At 58.3% G+C, this 25,742-nt stretch carries 28 protein-coding genes and 1 tRNA gene; 18 read left to right on the top strand and 11 right to left on the bottom strand.

The features are described 5' to 3' along the window. Position 1: 1 nt before the first annotated feature. The 4 genes from glpX to MWU51_RS04870 all read right to left on the bottom strand — a co-directional run bounded on the left by glpX (position 2) and on the right by MWU51_RS04870 (position 3,499). A complete protein-coding gene (gene glpX, locus MWU51_RS04855; protein WP_247035215.1) occupies positions 2-973 on the bottom strand; it encodes a class II fructose-bisphosphatase in 972 nt (323 codons plus the stop codon). Between the two features lie 86 nt (positions 974-1,059). Next, positions 1,060-1,788: a ceramidase domain-containing protein gene (locus MWU51_RS04860; RefSeq protein WP_247035217.1), complete on the bottom strand. Its 729-nt coding sequence runs from the start codon at positions 1,786-1,788 to the stop codon at positions 1,060-1,062. 8 nt (positions 1,789-1,796) lie between these two features. Further along, positions 1,797-3,083 (bottom strand): homoserine dehydrogenase, encoded by a 1,287-nt coding sequence (locus MWU51_RS04865; RefSeq protein ID WP_247038712.1) that lies wholly within the window; start codon positions 3,081-3,083, stop codon positions 1,797-1,799. A gap of 128 nt (positions 3,084-3,211) precedes the next feature. After that, a complete protein-coding gene (locus MWU51_RS04870; RefSeq protein ID WP_247035219.1) occupies positions 3,212-3,499 on the bottom strand; it encodes a hypothetical protein in 288 nt (95 codons plus the stop codon). A 121-nt stretch (positions 3,500-3,620) separates the two neighbouring features. Here MWU51_RS04870 and MWU51_RS04875 point away from each other — a divergent pair, with 121 nt between their 5' ends. From MWU51_RS04875 to rpoD, 3 genes are all read left to right on the top strand, one after another. Beyond that, positions 3,621-4,208: a TetR/AcrR family transcriptional regulator gene (locus tag MWU51_RS04875; protein WP_247035221.1), complete on the top strand. Its 588-nt coding sequence runs from the start codon at positions 3,621-3,623 to the stop codon at positions 4,206-4,208. A gap of 51 nt (positions 4,209-4,259) precedes the next feature. After that, complete coding sequence (gene dnaG, locus MWU51_RS04880; RefSeq protein ID WP_247035224.1) at positions 4,260-6,239, top strand: DNA primase; 1,980 nt, start codon at positions 4,260-4,262, stop codon at positions 6,237-6,239. A gap of 180 nt (positions 6,240-6,419) precedes the next feature. Next, complete coding sequence (rpoD, locus tag MWU51_RS04885; RefSeq protein ID WP_247035226.1) at positions 6,420-8,414, top strand: RNA polymerase sigma factor RpoD; 1,995 nt, start codon at positions 6,420-6,422, stop codon at positions 8,412-8,414. Positions 8,415-8,449: 35 nt separating this feature from the next. Here the strand turns inward: rpoD and MWU51_RS04890 are convergent, their stop codons facing one another. Further along, positions 8,450-8,902: a hypothetical protein gene (locus MWU51_RS04890; protein WP_247035227.1), complete on the bottom strand. Its 453-nt coding sequence runs from the start codon at positions 8,900-8,902 to the stop codon at positions 8,450-8,452. Between the two features lie 550 nt (positions 8,903-9,452). Here MWU51_RS04890 and MWU51_RS04895 point away from each other — a divergent pair. The 3 genes from MWU51_RS04895 to MWU51_RS04905 all read left to right on the top strand — a co-directional run bounded on the left by MWU51_RS04895 (position 9,453) and on the right by MWU51_RS04905 (position 10,782). Next, the gene (locus MWU51_RS04895) at positions 9,453-9,644 is read left to right on the top strand and encodes a hypothetical protein (protein WP_247035228.1); all 192 of its coding nucleotides are present in this window, start codon (positions 9,453-9,455) and stop codon (positions 9,642-9,644) included. A gap of 159 nt (positions 9,645-9,803) precedes the next feature. Next, positions 9,804-10,226: a secondary thiamine-phosphate synthase enzyme YjbQ gene (locus tag MWU51_RS04900; RefSeq protein ID WP_247035229.1), complete on the top strand. Its 423-nt coding sequence runs from the start codon at positions 9,804-9,806 to the stop codon at positions 10,224-10,226. 127 nt (positions 10,227-10,353) lie between these two features. Continuing rightward, complete coding sequence (locus MWU51_RS04905; protein ID WP_247035230.1) at positions 10,354-10,782, top strand: c-type cytochrome; 429 nt, start codon at positions 10,354-10,356, stop codon at positions 10,780-10,782. Between the two features lie 75 nt (positions 10,783-10,857). Here MWU51_RS04905 and MWU51_RS04910 read toward each other — a convergent pair whose 3' ends face one another. Beyond that, positions 10,858-11,061, bottom strand: a complete 204-nt coding sequence (locus tag MWU51_RS04910; RefSeq protein ID WP_247035231.1) for a dodecin family protein — start codon at positions 11,059-11,061, stop codon at positions 10,858-10,860. A 219-nt stretch (positions 11,062-11,280) separates the two neighbouring features. Here MWU51_RS04910 and nrdR point away from each other — a divergent pair, with 219 nt between their 5' ends. Next, a complete protein-coding gene (gene nrdR / locus MWU51_RS04915) occupies positions 11,281-11,751 on the top strand; it encodes a transcriptional regulator NrdR (protein WP_091429505.1) in 471 nt (156 codons plus the stop codon). Continuing rightward, positions 11,748-12,848 (top strand): bifunctional diaminohydroxyphosphoribosylaminopyrimidine deaminase/5-amino-6-(5-phosphoribosylamino)uracil reductase RibD, encoded by a 1,101-nt coding sequence (gene ribD, locus MWU51_RS04920; RefSeq protein WP_247035232.1) that lies wholly within the window; start codon positions 11,748-11,750, stop codon positions 12,846-12,848. The genes nrdR and ribD overlap by 4 nt, the downstream gene beginning before the upstream one ends. Here ribD and MWU51_RS04925 read toward each other — a convergent pair. The 3 genes from MWU51_RS04925 to MWU51_RS04935 form a co-directional block, all read right to left on the bottom strand. Then, a complete protein-coding gene (locus MWU51_RS04925) occupies positions 12,833-14,893 on the bottom strand; it encodes a capsular polysaccharide biosynthesis protein (RefSeq protein ID WP_247035234.1) in 2,061 nt (686 codons plus the stop codon). The genes ribD and MWU51_RS04925 overlap by 16 nt on opposite strands. A 13-nt stretch (positions 14,894-14,906) precedes the next feature. Further along, the gene (locus MWU51_RS04930) at positions 14,907-16,055 is read right to left on the bottom strand and encodes a polysaccharide biosynthesis/export family protein (protein ID WP_247035236.1); all 1,149 of its coding nucleotides are present in this window, start codon (positions 16,053-16,055) and stop codon (positions 14,907-14,909) included. 93 nt (positions 16,056-16,148) lie between these two features. Then, positions 16,149-17,435, bottom strand: coding sequence for a capsule biosynthesis protein CapA (locus MWU51_RS04935; protein WP_247035237.1), 1,287 nt, complete (start codon positions 17,433-17,435; stop codon positions 16,149-16,151). A gap of 234 nt (positions 17,436-17,669) precedes the next feature. Between MWU51_RS04935 and MWU51_RS04940 the strand changes: the two genes are divergently transcribed. From MWU51_RS04940 to MWU51_RS04975, 8 genes are all read left to right on the top strand, one after another. Continuing rightward, entirely contained in the window at positions 17,670-18,257 is a 588-nt protein-coding gene (locus MWU51_RS04940; protein WP_247035239.1) for a riboflavin synthase, read from the top strand. Positions 18,258-18,334: 77 nt separating this feature from the next. Continuing rightward, positions 18,335-19,300, top strand: coding sequence for an MBL fold metallo-hydrolase (locus MWU51_RS04945; protein WP_247035241.1), 966 nt, complete (start codon positions 18,335-18,337; stop codon positions 19,298-19,300). Positions 19,301-19,364: 64 nt separating this feature from the next. Then, positions 19,365-20,003, top strand: coding sequence for an NYN domain-containing protein (locus MWU51_RS04950; RefSeq protein WP_247035243.1), 639 nt, complete (start codon positions 19,365-19,367; stop codon positions 20,001-20,003). A gap of 80 nt (positions 20,004-20,083) precedes the next feature. Further along, positions 20,084-21,217 (top strand): 3,4-dihydroxy-2-butanone-4-phosphate synthase, encoded by a 1,134-nt coding sequence (gene ribB / locus MWU51_RS04955; protein WP_247035249.1) that lies wholly within the window; start codon positions 20,084-20,086, stop codon positions 21,215-21,217. A 3-nt stretch (positions 21,218-21,220) separates the two neighbouring features. Next, complete coding sequence (locus MWU51_RS04960; protein ID WP_247035250.1) at positions 21,221-21,772, top strand: 6,7-dimethyl-8-ribityllumazine synthase; 552 nt, start codon at positions 21,221-21,223, stop codon at positions 21,770-21,772. Further along, positions 21,769-22,236 carry a transcription antitermination factor NusB gene (gene nusB / locus MWU51_RS04965; protein ID WP_247035257.1) on the top strand — a complete coding sequence of 156 codons (468 nt, stop codon included), beginning with the start codon at positions 21,769-21,771 and terminating at the stop codon, positions 22,234-22,236. Before MWU51_RS04960 ends, nusB begins: the two co-directional genes overlap by 4 nt. A 140-nt stretch (positions 22,237-22,376) precedes the next feature. Further along, the gene (locus MWU51_RS04970; protein ID WP_247035258.1) at positions 22,377-22,682 is read left to right on the top strand and encodes a hypothetical protein; all 306 of its coding nucleotides are present in this window, start codon (positions 22,377-22,379) and stop codon (positions 22,680-22,682) included. A gap of 124 nt (positions 22,683-22,806) precedes the next feature. Next, positions 22,807-23,280: a hypothetical protein gene (locus tag MWU51_RS04975; protein WP_247035259.1), complete on the top strand. Its 474-nt coding sequence runs from the start codon at positions 22,807-22,809 to the stop codon at positions 23,278-23,280. A gap of 18 nt (positions 23,281-23,298) precedes the next feature. Here MWU51_RS04975 and MWU51_RS04980 read toward each other — a convergent pair whose 3' ends face one another. After that, complete coding sequence (locus MWU51_RS04980; protein ID WP_247035260.1) at positions 23,299-24,438, bottom strand: PQQ-dependent sugar dehydrogenase; 1,140 nt, start codon at positions 24,436-24,438, stop codon at positions 23,299-23,301. A 374-nt stretch (positions 24,439-24,812) separates the two neighbouring features. Between MWU51_RS04980 and MWU51_RS04985 the strand changes: the two genes are divergently transcribed. Beyond that, a complete protein-coding gene (locus tag MWU51_RS04985) occupies positions 24,813-25,265 on the top strand; it encodes an MmcB family DNA repair protein (RefSeq protein WP_247035261.1) in 453 nt (150 codons plus the stop codon). An 82-nt stretch (positions 25,266-25,347) separates the two neighbouring features. Here the strand turns inward: MWU51_RS04985 and MWU51_RS04990 are convergent, their stop codons facing one another. Further along, positions 25,348-25,557, bottom strand: coding sequence for a DUF6324 family protein (locus MWU51_RS04990; RefSeq protein ID WP_247035262.1), 210 nt, complete (start codon positions 25,555-25,557; stop codon positions 25,348-25,350). A 106-nt stretch (positions 25,558-25,663) separates the two neighbouring features. Here MWU51_RS04990 and MWU51_RS04995 point away from each other — a divergent pair. Beyond that, positions 25,664-25,740 (top strand) — tRNA-His (locus MWU51_RS04995). Positions 25,741-25,742 lie beyond the last annotated feature (2 nt).

Consider the following 25,742-nt stretch of genomic DNA (forward strand, 5'->3'; position numbering starts at 1 on the left):
ATCAATTCGCAGCGACCGGGTTGCGATAGATCATCCGGCGCACCGAACCTGTTTTTGACCGCATCAGGATGGTTTCTGTGGTCAGAAAGCCCGGTTCGCGTTTGATCCCCGATACGATCGAGCCGTCGGTGACTCCCGTTGCGGCAAAGATCACATCCGCCGTGACCATTTCATCGCGGGTATAGATGCGGTCCAGATCGGTGATGCCGGCCTTGGCCGCACGTCCGCGTTCGTCGTCGTTGCGGAAGGTCAACTGACCCCACATCTGCCCGCCCATGCATTTTAGGGCCGAGGCCGCCAGAACGCCTTCGGGTGCACCGCCGCTGCCCATATACATGTCGATGCCGGTTATGTCGGCTTCGGCACAGTGGATGACGCCAGCCACGTCACCATCGGTGATTAGGCGGATCGCCGCGCCGGTTGACCGGATGCCTTCGATCATTTCTTCATGACGTGGGCGTTCAAGCACACAAACGGTGATGTCCGACATGTCGCATCCGCGCGCCTTGGCCAGCGCTTTAACCCGGTCTGCAGGGGACATATCAAGGCTGACAACGTCTTTCGGATAGCCCGGTCCGATGGCAAGCTTTTCCATATAGACGTCCGGGGCGTGCAACAGCGTGCCGCGCGGGGCCATGGCTATGACGGTCAGCGCGTTGGGCATGTCCTTGGCGGTCAAAGTCGTGCCTTCCAGCGGGTCCAGCGCGATGTCCACTGCGGGGCCGTCACCAGTTCCGACCTCTTCCCCGATATAGAGCATCGGGGCTTCGTCCCGTTCGCCTTCGCCGATCACCACGGTGCCATGGATGTCCAGCAGGTTCAGCTGATCGCGCATTGCGTTCACGGCAGCCTGATCGGCAGCTTTTTCATCGCCGCGCCCAACAAGGTTTGCGCTGGCCATGGCGGCGGCTTCAGATACACGAGCCAGACCGAGCGAGAGCATACGGTCCAGGAAAACGACTTTATCGGCCATGAGGGCAATCCTTACTTTCTATGTTTGACCACGGGTTTAGTGCCCGTGCGGGGCAGGGGCAAGAGACTTGCGTGCGGTTTTGATGCTTATCCGGGCTTTGCAACCGGACTGCGAATAAGTCCCTGGAACAGAAGCGCGATCATCACGCCGTTCAGGATGTGCCAGATAAAATGAGTGCCAAGGGGCCAGATCTCGCACAGATGCAGGTCAAGCGTGCGCAGTGTCAACGACACCATGAAGATGCCGGTGGCGGCGGCGATCCAAGGCGCAATCGGATGGCCTTTGCGGCGGCTGAGTGCCGCAAAGGCCAACAGCGCCAGAACAGCAGGCAGATATTGCTCGGACCCATTCAGGAGAGAATTTGCAGACGCTTCTTGGTCAAGTGTGTCCAGAGATACGGTGGCTGCATCACTGGTCTGGCTTCCACCGCCATCACCGCCGAAGGCAAACAAGATCGCTACAATCCCGACCATGATGGCCAGCCCAATCCCAATACGACCAGAACGAATGCCGCCGATCCGGTGAATGGCGACCAGAACAAACAGGGCCACAAAGGTCCAGATCGGGATCACATCGGCCAGACTGGACCAAGCATTGGCAAAGGTATGAAACAGAAAGCTGCCCACGCCGATCAGGGTGGCCAACGCAATCAGGATCACAGTCACAACATCTGTGCGACCGCGCTTCTGGGCTTCAACCCAGCCCCAGATGGCCGCGAAGATGAACGATAGATTGGACAGGGCGTTCAGCGGTTCCGCCCAGAATTCAGGCCCGGTGCGTTCGCAGTAGATGTCGATGGTGGCGAACCAATCCATCGGTGCGCCTAGACCTTTTCGATGCGAATGGCGACCGGTTCGCCTTCGACGACGTTCGTCTTGGCCAACCCGACCAATGCGGTATCCAGCGCGTCGCGGGTGCATTTGTGGGTCACGATCAGCACGGGGGCCAGTTTTTGGTCGTGGCTGATCTGACGCATCCGGTCAATCGAGATGCCTGCGTCGCCCAATACCGCCGTCACCTTTGCCAACGCGCCGGGTTTGTCCAGCAGCACCATCCGCAGATAGAACGGTGCGGGCTTCATCGCCTTCACACCCGTCACCGGACGCAACGTGGTTGCCGGTTGCCCAAATGTCGCCAGCTTGAAGCCGCGCGCAATGTCCATCACATCGCCCATCACCGCGCTGGCCGTCGGGCCTTCGCCGGCACCGGGGCCACGTAGCACAACTTGTTCAATCGCGTCGCCCTCGACCACGACCATGTTGGTGCCGCCTTCAAGCTGTCCCAAAGGAGAGCTGTCAGGCACAAGGCAGGGGGTCATGCGTTGTTCCAGCCCGCGACCCGTCATCTGCGCCACACCCAAAAGTTTGATGCGATAGCCCATTTCGGCGGCGTGTTCGATGTCTTCCAACTGGATACGCTGAATGCCTTCAAGCTCGACCGCGTCGAAATTGACCTGCGTGCCAAAGGCGATGGAGGACAGGATGGCCAGCTTGTGGCCCGCGTCGATGCCGCCCACGTCAAGGTTGGGATCAGCCTCAAGATAGCCCAGCTCGGCACATTCTTCGAACAAGGCGTTATAACCGCGTCCGGTGGCCTGCATCTGGGTCAGGATATAGTTGCAGGTGCCGTTCATGACGCCCATGACGCGGGTGATTTCATTGCCTGCCAACCCTTCGGTCAGAGCTTTGATGATCGGGATACCACCCGCGACGGCGGCCTCGTACCGCAGGCGGACGCCCGCAGCCTCGGCAGCCAACGCCAGTTCCTGCCCGTGATGGGCAAGAAGCGCCTTGTTGGCGGTGACGATGTCTTTGCCTGCCGCAATCGCCGCTTCACAAGCGTCTTTGGCGGGGCCTTCGTGGCCGCCCATCAATTCGACGAACACGTCGACATCATCGCGTTTTGCCAGTGCGACGGGGTCGTCTTCCCACGCGTAGTCTGACAGGTCGACGCCGCGATCCTTGTCGCGCGACCGTGCCGAGACAGCCGTGATCGTGACCGGGCGACCGGCTCGATCTTCCAGCAGGGCAGCTTGGCGCCGAATGATCTTGATCACGCCCATGCCGACTGTGCCAAGACCTGCAATCCCAAGGCGTAGGGGGGTGCGCAGGGGGCTGTTGTCACTCATGTCGCTCTCCGTCGGCTGTAAATTTGTTCAGCGACGTGTAGCCAATGGCCGCGCATGGTGCAATCCACCGGCGCGCGGTTCCGGGAAATTTCTGTGACGGTTGGGTCGGCTTACGACGAGGTCAGCGCATCCTGCATCTGACCTTCTGTCTCGTCATCGACCACCGGAGTGCCGCGTAACTTGTCTGCGCGTGCGCGCAGGTCGGCGGCACGGGCAGCTAAGGCGTCAATCCCATCCTCACCCGGCATCGTCGCTACTTGCGCCTGTATTTCACTGACAGGTACGATTTGTGGAAAAGGTGCGTTGGCGGCGTCACCTGCCGGAAAGTCCGGGGCACTGGCACAGGCGGCAACGGAAAAGGGCAGGAGTGCTGCAAGGACAAGCGGGCGCATGGGCATCTGGGTCTCCTGTAACGTGCCGCGAGGGCTTGCGTGACCTTATCTGTGTGGCTCGGGCGTCGCAAGACGGCGTGGGATGGATGGGGTTTGATTTGAACGAGCGTTCAGTTATCAAGGAGCCATGGCTAGAAAAACCGGATCACACAGCGAAATCACCGGCCCGAAGGTACGCGAGGCAGCACTGTCGTTGTTCGCGCAGCACGGGTTTGCCGCCGTCTCGATGCGCCAGATTGCGGCCGAGGTCGGCGTGCAGGCGGGTGCGTTGTATCTTTACACCAAGGACAAACAAAGCCTGCTCTATGATCTGATGCAGGCCCATATGGACGAGCTTCTGGCAGCGTGGCGTGATGAGCCGAAGGGCGATGGAGCGCTCTCTCGCCTTGAGGCTTTCGCGCGCTTTCACATTCGGTTTCACCTTGAACGTCCCGATGCCGTGTTTATTGCCTACATGGAGCTGCGCAATCTGACAGATGAGAATTTCGCAGATATCGAAGCCCTGCGACGTAAGTATGAAAGCGAGCTTGAGGCGATCCTGCGGGCAGGCCACGCCGAGGGCGTGATCACGGCCCCGGATGTGCGTCTGACCACGATGGCCCTGATTGCCATGCTGACCGGGGTCAACACGTGGTATCGCGAAGGCGGGCGGCTGTCGCGCGAGGCGGTAGCGGATATTTACTGGGACATGGCGCGTGGTGCGGTCGGCGCTTGAACAGGCATGTGACCACTGGACTCTCGCGCCCGTCGCACCGATATATAGAACATGTCCCTGCCACCCGGTTTCCTTGATGAATTGCGCAACCGTCTGAGCCTGTCACAGGTTGTCGGGCGCAAGGTTATGTGGGACCAGAGAAAATCCAATCAGGCCAAAGGCGACATGTGGGCGCCATGCCCGTTCCATCAGGAAAAAACCGCTTCTTTTCATGTGGATGATCGAAAAGGTTATTACTATTGCTTCGGCTGCCATCAGAAGGGCGACGCGATTTCCTTCGTGCGTGAGACCGAGAATGTGGGCTTCATGGAAGCGGTAGAGATTCTGGCGGGTGAGGCCGGGATGCAGATGCCTGCCCGTGACCCCAAGGCGCAAGAGAAAGCCGACCGGCGCACGCAACTGGTCGAGGTTATGGAAATGGCCGTGGGTCATTTCCGGCTGATGCTGAAGACCGGTGCGGGGGCGGCTGCACGCGACTATCTGGCCCGCAGAGGGTTAAGCGATGCCGCGCTTGAGCGGTGGGAAATTGGCTTCGCGCCAGACGCCTGGCAAGGTCTTTGGGACCATCTGAAAGGCAAGGGGGTCGAGGACGATCTGATCCTTGGCGCGGGGCTGGCCAAACCCAGCCAGAAGGGTGGTAAACCTTACGACACGTTCCGAAACCGCATTCTTTTTCCGATCCGTGATGCGCGCGGACGGACCATTGCCTTTGGCGGTCGTGCGATGGACCCCGAGGAAAGCGCGAAATACCTGAACTCGCCAGAAACCGAGCTGTTCGATAAGGGGCGCAGCCTTTATAACCACGGCCCGGCACGGGAAGCCGCTGGCAAGGGTCAGACTTTAATCGTGGCCGAAGGTTACATGGACGTGATCGCTTTGTCCGAAGCAGGGTTTGGCGCGACCGTTGCCCCGCTTGGCACTGCGATCACCGAAGACCAATTGCGTCTTCTGTGGCGCATCGCGCCCGAGCCGATCATCGCGTTGGACGGCGACAAGGCAGGGCTGGCGGCGGCGATGCGGGTCATCGACAACGCACTGCCACTTCTGGAAGCCGGACAAAGCCTGCGCTTTGCGATCATGCCCGAAGGCAAAGATCCTGATGATGTGCTGAAGGAAAGCGGGGCTGAAGCCATGCAGGCGCTGGTTGATGCGGCGATCCCGATGGTGGACCTGCTGTGGCGGCGGGAAACAGAAGGCAAGGTGTTTGACAGCCCGGAGCGCAAAGCGGCGCTGGACAAGGATCTGCGCGCGGCGATTGCGCGCATTCAGGATCCGTCGATCCGGTCGCATTACGGGCAAGCAATCAAAGACAAACGGTGGGAGCTGTTCCGGTCACGGCCCAAGGGGCAGGGTGCACAAGGCGGCAACCGGGGGTTGTGGAAGCCGGGTAAGGGGCGGGGCTGGGCAGCACCGGTGCCGCCGGTCCTGCATTCCACCAAATCTTCCCTGCTGGCAACCGCCGATGATCAGGCGCAAGAGGTGTTGCGCGAAGCAGTGATCCTGGCGATCCTAATCCGCAGACCTGACATGTTGGAACATGTTGAAAGCCGGATGGAGCGGTTGGAAATGATCGGCCCCGATCATGGTGCATTGCAACGCGTGTTGTTGCGTCATGCCCATGAAGGGGCTGAGGTCTTAGAACAGACTATAGTTGAGCGATTAGGCGCGACCGCCCTTGAAAAACTCTATGCGCTCAACCATGTGCGGATCACCCCCGCCCTGCGGCACCCGGACGACAATGATATCGTTGGGGCAAGCCTGAACGAAGAAATCATGAAACTTGAGGCGTCGCGCGGGTTGAGGCGCGAGATTGCGGATGCCGCCGAAGATATGGACACGCTGCCGGACGAAGGCGTGACATGGCGCTTGGGACAGGCAGCCGAGGCGCGCAACAAGGCGCAGCGCAGCCAGTCCGAAGACAAAGCCACATACGAGATTGCCGATAACGGAACGCTTTTGAACCGCGACGAACGCGATGCGCTGGACAAGCTGTTAGCGCAAATCTCTCCCACGAAGACGAAGGGGAAATAGCAACAGTGCCGTGATCTCTGGTCTTTTCAGGATGATCAGGCGAAGAATACGCGATACATGGGTTGGCGAATCACTGATTCGAGGTGATGATTCGGTCAACCCGAATCACCGACGTGATGGGACATCACTCAGGCAGACGCCGATGCCCCATTTCCGCCAAGCTAAGTGCAAGGAGGGCCCATGGCCGCCAAGGACACCGCAAACGACCGCAAGGACGACGACCAAGACGACTTACCCATGGGCGACGTCAGCCAAAAAGCGGTCAAGAAGATGATCGCCGAGGCGCGGGAAAAAGGTTACATCACCTACGATCAGCTTAATCAGGTGTTGCCGCCCGATCAGGTGAGTTCCGAACAAATCGAAGACGTGATGTCGATGCTGTCCGAGATGGGCATCAACATCATCGAAGATGAAGAAGCGGAAGAAGAAGAAAAAGGTTCGACCGAGTTGGTGACGCAGGCGGGTGCCCGCGAGGTGACCGTTGCCACCGCCGAAACCGAAAAGCTGGACCGCACCGACGACCCCGTCCGGATGTACTTGCGCGAAATGGGATCGGTCGAACTTCTGAGCCGCGAAGGTGAGATCGCGATCGCAAAGCGGATCGAAGCAGGCCGCAACACAATGATTTCGGGCCTATGTGAAAGTCCTCTGACATTTCAGGCCATCACCATCTGGCGCGACGAACTTCTGAGCGAAGACATTCTTCTGCGTGATGTCATCGACCTGGACGCCACCTTTGGCAATGCGATGGAGGACGACGACACCGAAACCGTTGCCGCCACGCCCGGCGTGGAAGGGGCGGCATCGTCTGACGAAAAGAAGAAAACCGATCCAGAGCTCGACGCGGATGGCAATCCGATCACTTCGGACGACGATGACGACGATGACGAGGATGAAGCCGCCAACATGTCGCTTGCTGCGATGGAGGCCGCGTTGAAGCCGCGTGTTCTGGAAACGCTTGAACTGATTGCGCGCGACTATAACAAGCTGTCTGAAATGCAGGATTTGCGGATGTCCGCGACCCTGAACGAAGATGACAGTTTCTCGAAGAAGGCCGAGGTTGAATACCAAAAGTTGCGTTCGGAAATCGTGCTTCTGGTGAACGAACTGCACCTGCACAACAACCGGATCGAAGCGCTGGTCGACCAGCTTTACGGCATCAACCGCCGCATTATGTCGATTGACTCGGCAATGGTGAAATTGGCCGACCAAGCTCGGATCAACCGTCGTGAATTCATTGATGCCTATCGTGGTCGCGAATTGGACCCGACTTGGCTGGAAGACATGGCAGCCCAATCGGGACGCGCCTGGCAGGGCTTTATCGAACGCTCGACCGACAAAGTGGAACAGCTGCGTGCCGATATGGCACAGGTGGGTCAATATGTCGGCGTCGACATCCCGGAATTCCGCCGTATCGTGCAACAGGTTCAAAAGGGCGAGAAAGAAGCGCGTCAGGCCAAGAAGGAAATGGTCGAAGCCAACCTTCGTCTGGTTATTTCGATCGCCAAGAAATACACGAACCGCGGCCTGCAATTCCTTGATCTTATTCAGGAAGGCAATATCGGCCTGATGAAAGCGGTCGACAAGTTCGAATACCGCCGCGGCTATAAGTTCTCGACCTATGCGACGTGGTGGATCCGTCAGGCGATCACCCGCTCGATCGCCGACCAAGCGCGCACGATCCGTATTCCGGTCCACATGATCGAAACGATCAACAAGCTGGTTCGGACAGGGCGCCAGATGCTGCATGAAATTGGCCGCGAACCGACGCCGGAAGAACTGGCCGAGAAGCTGCAAATGCCGCTTGAGAAAGTGCGCAAGGTGATGAAGATCGCCAAGGAACCGATCAGCCTTGAGACGCCGATTGGCGATGAGGAAGACAGCCAGCTTGGTGATTTCATCGAGGATAAGAATGCCGTGCTGCCATTGGACAGCGCCATTCAGGAAAACCTCAAGGAAACGACAACGCGGGTGCTGGCCTCGCTGACCCCGCGCGAAGAGCGTGTGCTGCGCATGCGGTTCGGCATAGGCATGAACACCGACCACACGCTGGAAGAGGTGGGGCAACAGTTCAGCGTGACGCGCGAACGTATTCGCCAGATCGAGGCCAAGGCGCTTAGAAAGCTGAAACACCCCAGTCGTTCGCGCAAGCTGCGGTCGTTCCTGGATCAGTGATGTAAACAAACCCAAAAGGCGCTTTTAAGCGCCTTTTATTTTCCTTTCACAAAATCGGTTGTGCTCTCAAACAGGTCTTTGATCTCTTTGATCGCGCCCGCAGCGCCTGCGATGGACGCTATTGAACCGAGGATCGAGTTAACAAGAGACAGCAGATACCTGATCGCGCGCAGAGCATGACGGTTCACGGCGTCGGAGATAACGTTGATGCCCGTCATCTTCGCGTGCAGAGAATGGCCCGTCAGACCGTGTTCGTAGAGTTTTTCGGGGTCAGCATCACGAAGTTGCGTTTGTGTTGTCTCGAATGACCGGACGGTTTCTTCTTGAAAGGCGGTCATGATCTCGGTTTGGATGTCATAGTTATACTCCAAACCGAACTCCACCGGGGTCTCAAACAAGCGACCCAAAAAGTCTTTCAACTGCTTCAGAAAGTCCGATATCGTGTCGAGCGGATTCCTGTTTGGTGCAATTTTAATATCAAACGGCATGTCTAAATCCCTATATTGTTGTCCGAAGTGACTCAGAGGGCACCGGGGGGGCAGGGCAATTGGCGTGAACAGGATTGATCTGAAATACTGAAACGAGTTTGGCGATTTCAACCGATTTGCGGCACGACTACATCATCCCCTGACCCGACAGATATTATCACATTTTACTGATCTAGGTATCGGCAGGGTACCTTACAGCAGAAGCGCTAAAGTCGCGTGGTGTTTCTGATGACACTCATCCACCCAATCGGACCGCCACATTTCTGCCTTATTTAGACTATGAAACCTGTTGCTCTGAAAACTAAACGAATCTCGGTCAGTTAAATGAGTTTTCTACGACACATGGCGTGAAGCATGCCTATCTAATCGCGAAATGCTTATTAGCAACTCTTCCCTGAAAAGAACCAAGGCATGGAAACAGTTTGTTTTCACTGTTTTTCAGGCGCGAATAATTTGTTTTCTTTGAAATGGGGCGGAAATGTGGCGATAATGTGAACACATTAGACGATCGCTTTGTTTGACACGAAACTTTTTAAAACTGGGGATTATGATGCGTAAGATGGTGGGCGCGCAGACATACGCCACCGGCCTGAAGGGGCCGATCACAAATTTTCAAGAAGAATTGGCTCAGTGCGACAACCGACCGGATGTAAGATCCGGGCGGCTCAGGGCGCTGATGAAGTTGGAAACCCGGCGGCAGGATGGGCACATTGCACGACGTCCCGCCCTGATCCCGCTCTAGGGTTCCCCTGTGTTTTCCGGCGCTTTGAGGCAAACCACTCACGCGAACAAAGGCGGAGAGGGTGCCGGCCCTGCTGACCTGAATTTGATTGCCTCGAGTGCCGGAAAAACGAACGAAGGGGCCTTGCGCGTATCGCTTGGGTGACATTCTATCACCGCCATGGGACATGGTTTCAAGATACAGACGCAAGGCCCCGGCCTTTATGAATTTACCAAGGATGTAGTAAGCTGGTTGGCGGGGCAGACCTTGGACGGCGGCCTGTTGACGCTGTTTGTGCGTCACACCTCCTGTTCGCTTCTAATACAGGAAAACGCTGACCCAGAAGTGCAAACTGATCTGCAGAACTTCCTGCATCGACTGGTGCCGCCCACCACGGATCCCACGATGTCCTATCTGACCCACACATATGAAGGCCCGGACGACATGCCAGCCCACATCAAGGCCGCGTTGCTGCCCGTCAGCCTGTCAATCCCAGTGCAGTCAGGACGGTTGGTGTTGGGAACGTGGCAGGGGATTTACCTGTTTGAACACAGAAATGCGCCGCATACCCGACAAGTGGCAGCGCATCTGCTGCATGATTGATCTAACTCAACGCGACGGCTTGAATAGTCGGTTATCATGAATTCAGCCACTCAATGACGAGTTGGTCGGGGGCAATACGCCTCCTAAGCCATTGCCCCCTAACAGAAACATGTTGGGAGGACTTAACATGAGGAATAGTATCAGATCCGCTTTTTGCAGTGCAACTGTCGTAACGGCCATATTTGCAGGAGGAGACAAAGCACTCGCTCAGGACGCCGATTTCGGCAAGACGGTATTCTTGACGAGTTGCGCCGTTTGCCACGGTGAAATGGGCGGTGGCGGCGGCCCGGTCGGCGAATTGTTCGCCCAACGCCCGCGCAATCTGACGACCCTGGCCAAAGACAATGATGGGGTGTTTCCGTTGGAGCGTGTTTACAACTCGATCAGTGGCAAGCGTGGTATTCAAGGGCACGGCGACAGCAATATGCCCATCTGGGGTCCGATTTTCACCGCTGAAGCGATGCCAAGGGCGGTGCATCCCGGGTTGAGTCCACAAGAAATCGCACATGGCCGCATCTTGAGCGTGGTGTATTACTTGCAAACCATTCAAGACTAGTTGGATAAGATATTAGCGCCCCGTGGTAATCCATGGGGCGCTTTGTCTATTGTGTTGTTGTCAGGATCGTGGCGCTTAGTCGTCCAATACGAATGTCACCATAAGGTTGACCTGATAGTGAACAATCTTGCCATTTTCGACCTTTACGGACTGTTCTTTCACCCAGGCACTGACGACATTGCGCAGAGTGTTCGAAGCGCGTTCAACCCCTTTAGCAACGGCATCATCAAAGCTTTTGGGTGATGTGGCGGAAAGCTCGGTCACGCGTGCGATGGTCATGTGTCTACTCCCTAATGTTTGATTGGTTGGCAGAGTGTTCAAGTTTACGCCCATCGTGCAGGGGAAGGGAAAGCAAACTTTCCCCGTGACAGTGATGCATCGCGCATCTTGGGGGGCGTATTTCCCACTACACAAGACCTAGAGGCTGCCCTATAGTGCCTGTGGATAACTGGGCGAAAGACCCAAAAACCGAGGTGAGATGAGAGAAGAGGAAGGCCGATGCGCTGTCCGTTTTGCGGAAATATTGATACCCAGGTGAAAGATAGCCGCCCGGCCGAAGACCACGTTGCCATTCGCAGGCGGCGGTTTTGTCCGGCCTGTGGCGGGCGTTTTACAACCTATGAACGCGTGCAGTTGCGCGACCTTGTCGTGGTGAAATCCAATGGAAGGCGTGAAGATTTCGACCGCGAGAAGCTTGAGCGTTCGATCCGTATTTCGATGCAGAAACGACCCGTTGAACCAGAACGTATTGACCAGATGATCTCGGGCATAGTGCGTCGGCTTGAAAGCATGGGTGAAACCGATATTCCGTCCAAGACAATCGGAGAGATCGTGATGGAAAGTCTGGCCCGGATCGACACCGTGGCCTATGTGCGTTTTGCCAGTGTTTACAAGAACTTCCAGGCTGCTGATGACTTCGACAAGTTCGTAAGCGAGCTTCGACCGGACGTCGCACCGGAAGACGAGTGACCCAATCTGACACGCGCTATATGCGTCTGGCCCTGTCGCTTGGGCGACGGGGTTTTGGGCGTTGTGCGCCGAACCCCGCTGTGGGCTGCGTGATCGTGCAGGGCACACGGATCGTGGGTCGTGGCTGGACGCAACCCGGCGGACGGCCCCATGCCGAAACGGTGGCGCTGGCGCAAGCCGGGGCGGCGGCGCGCGGGTCAACCGCCTATGTGACGCTGGAACCCTGCGCCCATCACGGACAGACGCCGCCCTGTGCGGCCTCGTTGATTGACGCGGGGATTGCGCGGGTGGTGGTTGCCCTCGGCGACCCTGATCCGCGTGTGGACGGGGGTGGGTTAACCATGTTGCGCAAGGCCGGGGTCGAGGTTGAAACCGGTCTTTGCGCAGATGATGCCTGCGCTGATCAGGCAGGCTTCCTGACCCGTGTGACGCAAGGCCGCCCGATGGTGACGTTGAAACTGGCCAGCTCGTTTGACGGGCGGATCGCCACGGCCTCGGGTGACAGTCAGTGGATCACCGGGGCCGAGGCGCGCCGCCATGTTCACGCGATGCGCGCCACGCATGATGCGGTGATGATCGGAGCGGGCACGGCGCGGGCGGATGATCCGTCGCTGACCGTGCGGGGGCTTGGTGTCGAACACCAACCCATCCGCGTGGTGCTGTCACGCCATCTGGACCTGCCGTTGGACAGTCATTTGGCACGCACCGCGCGCGATATTCCGGTCTGGATTTGCCACGGCCACCGCGCCGCGCCCGAACTTGTGTCGGCATGGGCGGGCATCGGGGCCGAGATGATCGAAGTGGGCGAGGCGCAAGGCGCACTTGATTCAACGGCGGTGCTGCAAGCCCTTGGCACACGGGGTTTGACTCGTGTCTATTGCGAGGGCGGCGGCAGTCTTGCGGCGTCACTTCTGTCAGCGGGGCTGGTGGACGAACTTGTGGGCTACACCGCCGGGGTCGCGATTGGGGAGGAGGGTCGGCCGTCGTTGGCGGCCATGGGGCTGGGGCGTTTGGCCGAAGCGCCGCGTTTCGATCTGGTCGAAACCCGTGTCACGGGTGGTGACATCCTGCACCGCTGGCGTCAGCGCCAGAGATAAGCGTAGCTGGCGAACAATCCTTGCAATTTCGACAAAATGCGCGTGGCCGGGGTGATCTTGGGCGGCGTGCCGCTGGCCAGACGGTCCACCACGACCTCGACTGGGCAGGCGGTGCCAGTTACGGGATCATGGTAGCGGGGATAGTCGATCAATACGGCATGGGTCAGCGCGATCAGGTCGGGCCGTGCGGTGCGGCGCGCAGGGATGTCGCCCAGATCATCTGTCAGTCCCCAACCGGCATAAAATGGCGCGCCTAGGCAGGTGACTTTACGACCACGCAACAATGCCTCGAACCCGAGGGTCGAGGTCATGGTCCAGACCTCGTCCACCGCCTCAATCAGGCCGATAGGGTCGGCGTTGTCGGCCACCAGATCGGCTAGGGCGCGGGCTTGGTCGGATGGGATTGCGCCCGCACGCAGCCCGGCTTCGACATCCGGGTGAGGCTTGTAGATGATCACCGCGTCGGGGTTTCCAGCACGAGTCCGTTCCAGCAGCGCAAGGTTGGTGGCAACAGTATCGGTGCCCAGACGGATCGAGGCATCATCCTCGACCTGACCCGGCACCAAAATACGATGCCCGTCTGGCAGCTTGTCGAGCCCATCGGGAAGCGAGTAGCCCAGATTGTATTTGCCCAAGCCCGTATCCGTGATCTGCGCGATCAGCCGTTCGGCACGTTCGCGGGCGTAATCGGGCAGGGCGGTTGATGCCGCGATCCAGCGCTCCAACCGGCTTTCACGGGTCGGATCGTAGTAAATGCCCAGATCATCGCGCACCAAAGACAAGGGCGGTACGAGTTCAGCCCCCAGCCCGCGCGACCGCAGGAACCCATCCTCGATTCGCAGAATCGGGGTTTGCGCATCGTGGCCGGGTTGCTCTTTTCCGGCCCAGATCATCAGAGGGCGATTGATGTCGGTTGCTCCCATGGCAGCACGGGCGGCATTGTCATCGAAGACCATCGCCGGGCCGTCTGCGAAGAACTGCGCCAGCGGGCGGCGCTTCCACAGGCGCATTCCGCTGGCGACATAACCGCGGTGATCCTCGCGCCACGCGTGGGCACGGGCTTCGAGCGTATCCAGCACGGTTTCGACCTCGCACAACTCGTCGCGATAGGGGTCGTACCAGGTGGGATAGAGGATCATCGCCCCCATGAAAAGCTGGGTGCGTGTCAGGGTGCGGGTCCGCCGGTCAACCGGGCGGTCGTCCACCGTCAGCCCCCAGCCCGCATAGAAGGGTTGGCCAAACACATGCGGCTTGTGGCCCGCCAGGATCGCTTCGAACCCCATGCCGGAACTGACGGTATAGACCGCCTGCGCACCTTCCAGCAGCGCCCAGGCGCTGATCGGGTCAGTGATCAGGCGCACCTGATCGTTCTCATCCTCGGGGCCGTAGTGGCCGGGGCGGTGGCCCAACGAGGTCTCCGGGTGGGCTTTGATAAAGATACGCGCGTCGGGGTGGTTCAGACGCGCGGCGACCAGCATTTCACGAAATGTGTTTTCCGATGCACCAGCATGAATGATCGAGGCGTCATTGCGCGTCTGGTCGATCAACAGAACATAGGGCGCATCCGGCACGGGTGATGCGGGGTCAAAGGCATTATACTTCGATAGATTGGCGTGTCGCATCCGGTCCATCGCGTCGCGCGCTCGGCGCAGTGTGTCGCTGTGGTCCAGTGGGTCCGTGGCCAGAATATGCTCCAGCCGCGAAGGCTGGGCGCTGTCGAAATGCACGCCCATATCGTCGATCAAAAGGCCCAATGGCGGCTCGCCCGAGCGTCCGGGCAGGACCGACCGCAGGAAGGCATCTTCGACCCGGATCACGGGGGCGTCGCGACGGGCCGCAACGGCTTCACCTCGCGGGGCGGTGGGGCTTCTGCCCCAGGTGCCGACGCTGTCGCCATCCTTGGGCAAGCCAAGCCGTACGTCCCACCCGGCCAGTGACAAAATACGACGAATGCGCGGCTGGGTCAGGAACCCGCCGTTGTAAACATATAGCCGCCGGGGAAGGGGATCCTCGGCGGCTTTGGGTGTGTCAGTTGAAGGGGCCATCATGCCCTCTGGATCAAGTGCCCGACCCGGACAAGGACTGATTCAGCGACGAAATTGATCCAGCCGTCGCCAGCGACCCGGTCAGGGCCGACAAAAGCTTGGTCCATTGGACATAAGGTGCTTCGGTCACATAGATCGTATCGCCATCACGAATGTTGAACTCGCGGGCTTTGAACATGCCATTGGGCTCGGTCAGGTTCAGCACATAGACCATGCGTTGCGTTCCGCGCAGGTCAGATCGACCCAGAACCGTGTTGGCAATGCTGGCGGTTTCGTCACGCAGAATGAAAATTCCTTTGGGATCGGCCGAAGACCCTGACAGTCCTCCGACCTGTGCCAATGCTTCCATCGCCGACAGTTTCTGTGTTTCGAAACGGACACGGCTTTGACCACCGGTGGCTCCGATGGCGGTGTAGGACCGGCTGTCCTCTTCGACCAGAATGCGGTCGCCGCCGCGCAAGGCTATATTCGTTTCGGGATGGTCAAACAGGTCTTGGAACCAAACTTCACCGGTCTGGTTGCCACGATTGACCTTGATCTTGGCAATCTCGGGCGAAATGGCGATGCCGCCTGCACGTGCGAGCATGGCGTTCAGCGTGCGGGTAGGGCGTTCAATCGGATAGACACCCTGACCACCGACCGCGCCGGTGATGGTGACCGTGGACCCATCACCAGCCAGACGACGCACCAGAACCTGCGGGTCTGGGGTCTGTTCAGCCAGCTTGCCAGTGATTATCCGGCGAATTGCTTCCGGTGAATTGCCTGACGCCTTGATGCGCCCAGCGTAGGGAATGAATATGAACCCGGATCCGTCAACTTGCACTTCTTCCAGCGCTGCCGGGGCGCCAGCGGTGGTCAAAATGCCGGTGTCGACGTTTTCCCAGATCGAAATGCCCAGTGTATCACCTGGCTGGATCGTGTCGGACCCAACCAGCGGAGCATTGGAGAAGGCCTTGCTGAACCCCAGCGATGGTGTGACGGCTGTGGCACGGTTCACATGGTCGTTGACCAGCACGACGACGGCATCATTTATCGGACTGTCTGAACCGGCAAGCAGCTCAGATTTGGTCGGGCCGCTTCTGGGCAAGCCACATGCGCCAACGGACAGAACTACTGCACAAACGGCCGCAACGCGGACCCACTTTTTTCCGTTGATGGACACTGCTCGTGCTCCTTCTGGGCGTATAGCCGGGATGGTTTTTGCGTGAACCTAGTCGGACGCGCTGAATTTATCCAGCCTTTCGACCTGTTCGGGCTAATTTACAAGGCGCAACTGTTGCCTTGGTGCCGCTGTCCCATGTTCAAGTGCCTCATAGGGATCATCGGCAGCCAACATCATGTCGACCACTTGTCGCAGAAGCTGCCGCCGGCCTCGCGCAGCATAGAAACCGCCAGTGATTTGGCTTGTTTCCAGCAAATAGTGGCGATAGTCGCGATAGGCGCGGCTGTCGGGGCGCATCGGCAGGGCAAAGAAATCTTCGACCGATTGGGCCGAAGTGAATTCGGGTTTGTCAAAAACGGCTGTGCCGAACACCTTCAGCGGCAGCCCGCGCCACAACACCTGTTGCGCTGCAGTTGAATTCACCGTCACCGCCGAGCGAGCGTGGTCCAGCAGCTTGGCCAGTTTGCCGCCGCGGACGTAGTGCACCCGGTCAGATACGCCATGGATTTGCGCCAGCCGCCGAATTTCGCGGCGTTGTGGAACACGTCCATCTTCCAGCGGATGCGCTTTGAACACAAGGTGATGATGGCCTGCAGCGCCTGCAGAAAACCCTTTGATCACCACATCAAGAAATTCAGTCATCGTGTTGAAAGGACTGTGATTTAGAAAGCTCGAGTCATGCTCGAGTTGGAGCAGTGCCAGATGGTAGGGAAAGCCGCCATACTTGATCCGTAGGGTCGCAGTGATCCGGTCGGCGGCCAGAAAAGGCATCAACAAAAGCCGCTTCAGATACAGATTCAATTCGTGCCCGACGCTCAGCGCGCGGTGCGGTTGGAAGTGACGATAGCGGCGATTGGTGAACATCACGAACCAATGATACAGCGCACCATAGAAAACATGGTGGCGCATATCGCCCCAATGCGCGGGTGCCTCGGGGATATCAAGCTCGGCATGGGCAAGCGTTTTTCCCATCTGCTCGACGCTTGTGTACATCAGACGTGAATTGCCGTTTGAACCATTGCGTTCATATGTCACCCAGTAGGGACGCAGATATCCTTCTTCGAACACATGGACGCGCAATCCACGCGCTTTTGCAATCTCGACTGCAGTTGCATGGATTGGGCGGGTGTCACCATAAAGCACGATGTCGGTGATGGTGTGGTCATCCAACAGGTTTGCGAAACGGTCCGGCCAGTCCTGTTGCGGATTGGTAAAAGGAACAAAAGTCGACCGATCACGCCAGAACACCTGATCGCCCATATTGAACCCGACACGCCAGACTTTTGCGCCGGCCGCCCTCAGCATTCGCCCCAATTGCCAGAAGAACGGGCCGTGTGGGCCTTGCAGGAAAAGGAAATGTCGTTCTTGGCCGGTGATCATCGTCTGCCTGTCTGTCTGTTGCTGTCGTCACGTCGGGACGCGGCGAAACTTAACCCCTTTTGGCCCGATCTGTTCAGTATGGGAAGGGGAACCTTTACCGTCTGTTACCCATGCCGTGGGGCAAAATTGTGTCCTGTTGCAGTACGGGATCGCGCAGCGGGGTGCTGTGACATCTTGGCAAGACCCTTGTCGCGCGCTAGGGCTGAGGCTCCACATCAACGGAAGGGAGACGGCATGTTCACCGGGATCATCACCGATATTGGCCGCATCGACGCGCTGGATCAGGCGGGCGATATGCGCGCCCGGATCAAGACAGGCTATGAAACCGGAAGCATTGATATCGGCGCGTCAATCGCGTCGGACGGGGTGTGTCTGACCGTGGTTGCACTGGGCAAAGACTGGTATGATGTTGATATATCAGCAGAAACTGTGTCGAAGACCAATCTTGGCGCGTGGACGGTGGGCCATAAGGTGAACCTTGAGCGCGCATTGAAGGTGGGCGACGAGTTAGGCGGGCATATCGTGTCGGGCCATGTGGATGGCGTAGCCGAGATCACTGCGATGACCGACGAAGGCGACAGTACGCGTGTCCGGTTCCGCGCGCCGTCCGAACTGGCGCGGTTCATTGCGCCGAAGGGCTCGGTTGCGCTGAATGGCACATCGCTGACCGTGAACGAGGTTGAGGGTGACGAGTTTGGCGTGAACCTGATTTCACACACAAAAGAGGTGACGAACTGGGGGCAGGCCAAAGTCGGTGATTTGGTGAACCTGGAGATCGACACGCTGGCGCGCTACGTTGCGCGGCTTGCGGACTACGGGTAACCGGACGCGGTTCTCTTTGACATATTCGGAAGCGGGCATATGATTGGCTGAACGCCTGACCCAAGACGGAGCCATCGATGACCCTGATCCGCCCGACCCGCCGTGACCTTCTGCGCTTGGCCGCCATCGCACCCGCCTTCGCCATGCCCGCCACTGCGCGCGCCATGTTGGGGGCGCCGATCGCTGGCAACCCGGCGCATTTCAGCTTCACGCTGGGCGAGGCGCGACTGACCGTGGTGTCGGATGGCTATTTCTCGCTGCCCGGCAGCGGGCTTGCGATCAACGCGCCCGAGGATGAAAAGATTGCGTTTCTGAAGGATCATTACCTTGATCCCGAACGTGGCTATTCCCACACCAACCACCTTTATATCGAAACTGGCGAGGCACGGGTGCTGATCGATGTCGGCTCTGGCACCCGTTGGTTCGACACGACCGGGCGGTTGATGGGCAACTTGGAAACCGCCGGGATTGACCCAATGGGGATCACCCATGTGGTGATCACTCACGCGCACCCGGACCATGTCTGGGGCATTCGCGACGATTTCGACGAACCAATTATCCCCGACGCAGAATACATCATCGGCGAGGCCGAGCGCGCCTATTGGCTGCAAGACGGTCTTGTGGATCAGGTCAGCGCGGAACGCCAGCAATTCGTGGTGGGCGCCGTCAACTCGATCAACGCGGAAGGTGTGGAATGGACGCTGGCAGGCGACGGGACCGAGGTCGTACCGGGTGTGCGACTGCTTGACAGCCCCGGCCACACGCCGGGCCATCTGTCGGTCATGATCGACAGCGGCGGGCAGCAATTGATCGCCACCGGCGACGCGCTGACCAACGCCTATACCAATTTCGCCCATCCCGACTGGTATAACGAGACGGATGACGACGGCGATATGACGGTGACCAGCCGGCGCAAGATCCTCGACATGGCGGCGTCTGACCGGATCGCGGTGTTGGGTTATCACTTCCCATTCCCCGGCGTGGGCCATGTGCGGCGCGTCGGCGAGGCGTTCCAGTTCGTGCCGGCACTTTGGCAGTTTTGACCTGACGGGTTGATTTTTCTCTCGTCACACATAACTCTCCCCTTGATTGAGTGGAGAGTTGTTGATGTTCGAGAATGGTTTAGCGCCGAAAACCGACCTGCCAAAGGTCGCGTTGCTGATTGATGGTGAAAATATTTCAAGCGCCTTGGCGGGCAAGATCATTGTCGAGTCCGGCAAGCTGGGCGAATTGCTTGTGAGACGTGTTTATGGGAACGCTGCCCGGATCAAAGGATGGGACGAAGCGCCCGGCATTAAACTGGTTCATACAGGCACTGGTAAGAATGCGGCCGATATCGCGCTCGCGTTGGATGCGGCTGAGTTGAGCTTCGGCCAGAAGATCAAGACCTTTGCGCTGGTCAGTTCCGAAGGTGATTTTTCGCATCTTGCAACGTTCTTGCGAGAACGAGGGCACGCAGTGTCGGGAATAGGCGAGGCAAAAGCGCCCGCCAACTACCGCAAATCGTGCTCTAGCTGGACGATGCTGAATACGACCCCCGAAGATCTGGATGCTCGCATTCTTGCGGAGATGAAAAAGCAGGAAGACGGTTTGTTAATAAATCGCGTTAGTCCGACCATCCGCACGGCTCTGAGCATTACGCTAACTGATCTGGACGAGAAAAACTGGCGCAAGTATTTCGAAGCCCGTTTGGATAGATACAAGATCACCGGTGAAGCGCAGCAGACTCGTATTACGGCGCGTTAGCACCGCGTGACGCCGCCTTTACACTGGCAAACGCATCTCGCCTGCGCTAGTCACGGGCGCGAACTTGAAGGGAACGCGCCATGTCCGAACGCAGCACATATGAAACGCCCGGCCCGGTCGAGGCCAGCTTGTCGGATGCCATCTCGTCCGCAGAAGAGATCATCGAAGACGCGCGGGCGGGTCGGATGTATATTCTTGTCGATCACGAAGATCGCGAGAACGAGGGCGATTTCGTCATTCCCGCCGATGCCTGCACCGCCGACGCCATCAATTTCATGGCTACTTACGGGCGCGGGCTGATCTGCCTGCCGATGGAGGCCGCGCGGATCGAAGCGCTGGGCCTGCCGATGATGTCGATGCATAACTCCTCGCGCCATGAAACCGCCTTCACCACTTCGATCGAGGCGCGCGAGGGCGTCAGCACAGGTATCTCCGCCGCTGACCGCGCGCTGACTGTGGCCACCGCCATCGACCCCGAAAACGGCCCAGCCGAGATCGCGACCCCCGGTCACGTTTTTCCCCTGCGCGCGCGCAATGGCGGCGTTTTGGTGCGGGCGGGGCATACCGAGGCCGCGGTGGATATCTCGCGCCTGGCCGGGCGCACCCCTGCGGGCGTGATCTGCGAAATCATGAACGAAGACGGCACTATGGCGCGGCTGCCGGAACTGGTCGAGATTGCGCGCAAACACGGCTTGAAGATCGGCACCATTTCGGACCTGATCGCCTATCGCCGCCGTCACGACAATCTGGTGCGCGAAACCTCGCGCGAAAACGTCACCTCGCAATATGGTGGTGACTGGGAGATGCGGATTTTCACTGACCTGACCCACGACATCGAACATGTGGTGCTGATCAAGGGCGACATCACCACGCCGGACCCGGTTCTGGTGCGCACCCATGCGCTGCAAGAAGCGCAGGATGTGCTGGGCCTTGGCCCGCGCCCCGCAGATGAGTTGCCCCGCGCCATGCAGATCATCGCGGACGAGGGCAGGGGCGTGGTCTGCCTGTTCCGTGAACCCCGCAAGACGCTTCATGCCAATGACGATGACGACGGGCCGCGCACGGTGCGCCAGATCGGGCTTGGCTCGCAAATCCTATCGGCGCTGGGCCTGCATGATATGGTGCTTTTGACCGACAGTCCCGGAACCCGCTATGTGGGGTTGGATGCCTATGGCCTGACCATCACCGGCACCCGCCCCATTCAGAAGGATTGAGACATGGCCAAAGCTGAACAACATTACGTGCTCGACCGTCCGAGCTTCGACAAGCCGGTGAAACTTCTGATCGTCGTGGCGCCTTACTACAAAGACATTGCCGACAATCTGGTCGCCGGTGCGAAGGCCGAAATCGAAGCCGCAGGCGGTACATGGGATCTGGTCGAGGTACCCGGCGCGCTGGAAGTGCCCACCGCGATAGCGATGGCCGATCGTCTGTCGAATTTCGATGGCTACGTGGCGCTGGGCTGTGTGATCCGGGGCGAAACCACCCATTACGACACCGTCTGCAATGACAGCTCGCGCGCGATCCAGATGATGGGGCTGCAAGGGCTGTGCATCGGCAATGGCATCCTGACGGTGGAAAATCGAAAGCAGGCCGAAGTGCGCGCGGATACCAAAGATCAAAATAAAGGCGGTGGGGCTGCGGTTGCGGCCTTGCATCTGGTCGCGCTTTCGCGCAAATGGGCCGGCGCAAGCAAGGGTATTGGGTTCAAGTCGATCTCGGACTCGATCAAACTTGCAGGTGACACGAAGGATACCCCAACCGCATGACGCTTTCCGGCAACAAGAAACGCCAGATGAAATCCGCCGCCCGTTTTTTTGCGGTGCAGGCGCTGTTCCAGATGGAAGCCTCGGGGCAGACTGCGGACAGGGTGATGGTCGAATTCGAAAACCACCGCTTCGGCGAGGAATTCGACGACTATGCGATGGCCGAAGGCGACAGCGGCCTGTTTCGCAAGCTGGTTGAGGATGCGCTGAACCATCAGGCGAAAATCGATCAGATGACCGATCGGGCGCTGGTGGCGAAATGGCCGCTGGGGCGTATCGACCCGACCCTGCGCGCCTTGTTCCGTGCGGCAGGCGCCGAGTTAATCCAAGGCGAAGCACCCCCCAAAGTGGTGATCACCGAGTTCGTGGACATCGCCAAAGCCTTCTTCCCGGAAAGCGACGAGGGCAAATTTGCCAACGCCGTGCTGGATCATATGGCCCGCGAGGCAAAGCCCGAGGCGTTTTGAGGCAAACAGCGGCGACTGTTTAACTGTCGATCTGAAGCGGTCTGAGCACCCACCTGCCGACCGATCCCCCTGCGACGGCTTGCCTCTTTAAGTCTTGTGTGATTGCGCTAGATTAAAAGGTAAGCAGGAAAGGGATCGCTATGCCAAAACTCGTCCGCCTTTATATCAAGCAGGTGCTGATCGGATTTGTTTTGTCCGCGACCTTTGTCGCCTTGCTACTTTACACCAATGTCGGCAACCTGTGGCACCTTGTGTCCACCTCTGATATCGGCTGGATTGCAGTTCTGATGCTGTTCATATTCAATGGTATCGTTTTTGCAGGTGTCCAGTTCGCCATCGTCATCATGCGGATGGAACACGATGACAGCCCCAAAGGTGGTAAGCGCCAGCCGATCGCCACGACAATCCCGGCGCGGGTGGAAGCCATCGCGAAAGTAAGTAAGTAAAGATAGGTCGCTGACCCCGACCCTGAACATGATCATGTAAGATTCGTGATCTGGCTCATGGCGGGGCGTTGGGTATTGCCGTAGACTTCAGGGTGAAGCGTTGATCTTTGCTGAAGGATGGCCAATGAAACAGATGATTTTGGGTGTCTTGATTGCCAGCTTGCCTTTACCGGTATTGGCTGAAGACGTTGACAAGCGTGAAGAGGTTATTCTTTGCTACGGCGAAGAAGATGCCATCACAGTCGCCCTTTGGTCTCCTTCACAATTCGAAACACCTTTGCACTGTCTAAGGTCCGAACGCCTGTCTGATGACACCTATTGCGCGCCAAACGGTGGGTGGGGGCTGCTTAGCAACGCGGACGAACCGGCGCTTGTATTTGTCACCATGGATTGGAAAACAGCACATGAACATCAAGTGGGAAAACTGACCGCGATTGCCGGGCCCAAGGCTGTGCGTTTTAATGCGCAATATGGCGAAGGTACCGGCAGTAATCTGAGCTATGAATGGAAATTCACACTTGACCGACGCACTGGCACCGCCACGTGGTTTACCAAGGGTGGTGAACGGGTTACGTATAGCTGCGAAATGCAAAGCTGACCGGGCGACGCGGTCGCCCTATGGCGATGTCAGCCGAAGCAGCCGTCCACCCTCCCTGTCTTCCAACACCCAAAGCGCGTCTTGAGGTCCTTGTTCCACGTCGCGCAGTCGACGGTCCCAACTGAAACGCTCGGCCTCACGAGCGTGATTGCCATTGACTTCGACCCGAATTAGAGCGCGGCTGACAAGGCCTCCAATAAAGGCGTTTCCCTGCCAGTTGGGGAACATGTCGCCGGAATAGATCACCAGACCCGAAGGTGCGATGCTGGGCACCCAATAGGCCGCAGGGGCGGCGAATTCGGGGCGGGTGTCGTGATCGGGAATGGTTTTGCCGCTGTAATTGTCTCCCATCGACACGACGGGCCAACCGTAATTCTGTCCCGGCTTGATCAAATTAAGCTCGTCACCATGACGTGGGCCCATTTCATGGGTCCAAAGCTGGCCGTCTGCGTCGAAGTCAATTCCCAGCAGGTTGCGGTGACCAGTTGTCCAGAAGGTTTTTGCAAGCTCACCCTGATCCTGAAACGGGTTGTCAGCGGGCACGGTTCCATCATCGTTCAGGCGAATGATCTTGCCAAGTGCCATGTCCCAACGCTGTGCTGGGGATTGCTCTTGCCGATCGCCCGACGTGATGAACAGCTTGCTTTCCTGCGTTGACCCCTTTGGGCCAAAGGCGATTTTATGTGAGAAATGGCCAGAGCCTGACCGGTGGGGATATTGGCTCCAAACTCGTTGGATGTTGGTCAGCGCAGGTTGATCCCCTTGGTCAAGCGTGCCACGCACCACCACGGCCCCCCGTGTCGCGCCGCCATCGTGGCTTTCGACATAGGATATATAAATCAATCTGTTAGAAGCGAATTCGGGGTGGGGTACGACGTCGCCCAATCCGCCTTGACCTCCGACAACAGGCCGGGGCACACCCTTGATGGCGCGTTTATTGCCGTCTGTTGACACAAGCCACATTGCGCCCGGTTTGGTCGTGACTAGCAGCTGGTTGTCGCTGATAAAGCTCATCGCCCAAGGACTGTCAAAGCTGGCAACCACGGTCGCGGTCAGTGTGCTGCCCGCAGAGCCTTTGGCGGTGAATGCACTGGCATCGTTCACCTGTCCAAACAGGGCCGACAGGCTGAAGATCGCGGCAAAGGACAGGTTTTTCATGAAAGCCTCCGGCAGAATGATTGCGATATTTCGACCAGTCTAGGGCAACGCCCTGATTGCCGCGAACAAATCCGCGTGAGCTACTAGGTTTGGGAAGGAAAAAGGTGGCGGAACCGCACGCATCCGTCGGGGTCTGAATTCCCGAGGACCTGTATTTACAGGTGGGCGCCGGGTAACCGAACCAGGGTCCGGACAGAGCCAGCTCCCTCGGAATTGCTTAAGGCCACTGGAATTGTACCCACGTGGGACGAGAAGGGCAGAAGCCGCCTCGTCCTAGATAGGCGGCGCATCAGGGTGTTACAAGGGGAGAGATCGGGCTGAATTGCGGTCCATTGACAAAATGTTCATGAATTGTTCATGCTAGACCTATGGAGATGCCAAACCAAACCTTGATGCCCGGCCAGTTGCTCGCGCGCGGCGTGTGTCGTCACATGCTGAGCAATGGGTTCGTCACGGTCGAAGAACTGGTGCCAACACGCGGGCTGCGGGTGGATGTGATGGCGCTTGGTCCGAAAGGTGAAATCTGGGTGATAGAGTGCAAATCCTCGCGCGTGGACTTCATGTCGGACCAGAAATGGCAGGGCTATCTTGAGTGGTGTGACCGTTATTTCTGGGCGGTGGACGCCGATTTCCCAACCGAGCTCTTACCCGAGGGGACCGGGTTGATCATCGCTGACAGTTACGACGCCGAAATCATCCGTATGGGGCCAGAAGTCAAGCTGCCACCAGCGCGGCGCAAAGTGATGGTGCAAAAGTTTGCGACTCATGCCGCGCGTCGGTTGCAGGGGTTTCGCGACCCAGGTGTGGCAGGGCTTGTAAATATCTGACCGGGCAGGGGCGTTGCCCCTGCGCGAGAAACCCTTTGGGATTTCACGCTACCCCAGGATATTTCTAGCCAGAAGAAACACGCTATTTCTTTTTCGATTTGCTGCTGTCGGCCAAGGCACGGGCCTGCTGGGCTGCGACGCGCAATTCTTCGGCGATTTCCTCGGCCTCTTCTGGCTCGAAATCCATCGGCAGTTCAACCCCTCCGCCTTCGACGTAAAGCCGCACCATCCCAAGTGATGTTGGGCCGATCTGAAGGTTGGCGTCGATGTCGCTTTCGTCGTTGATGCCCATAACTGGTCTCCTGAAAATATCCCTTTGGGGTTAGAGGCGTTTCGTGCATTTTTCAAGCGGGGACCTCTTGCAATGCGTGCGCGTGGCGGGTAAATGCGTCCTGCGTGCCGACATAGCTCAGTAGGTTAGAGCGCTTGATTGTGGATCAAGAGGTCCCCCGTTCGAGCCGGGGTGTCGGTACCATC

The sequence above is a fragment of the Aliiroseovarius sp. F47248L genome (genome assembly GCF_023016085.1).
GTDB lineage: Bacteria > Pseudomonadota > Alphaproteobacteria > Rhodobacterales > Rhodobacteraceae > Aliiroseovarius.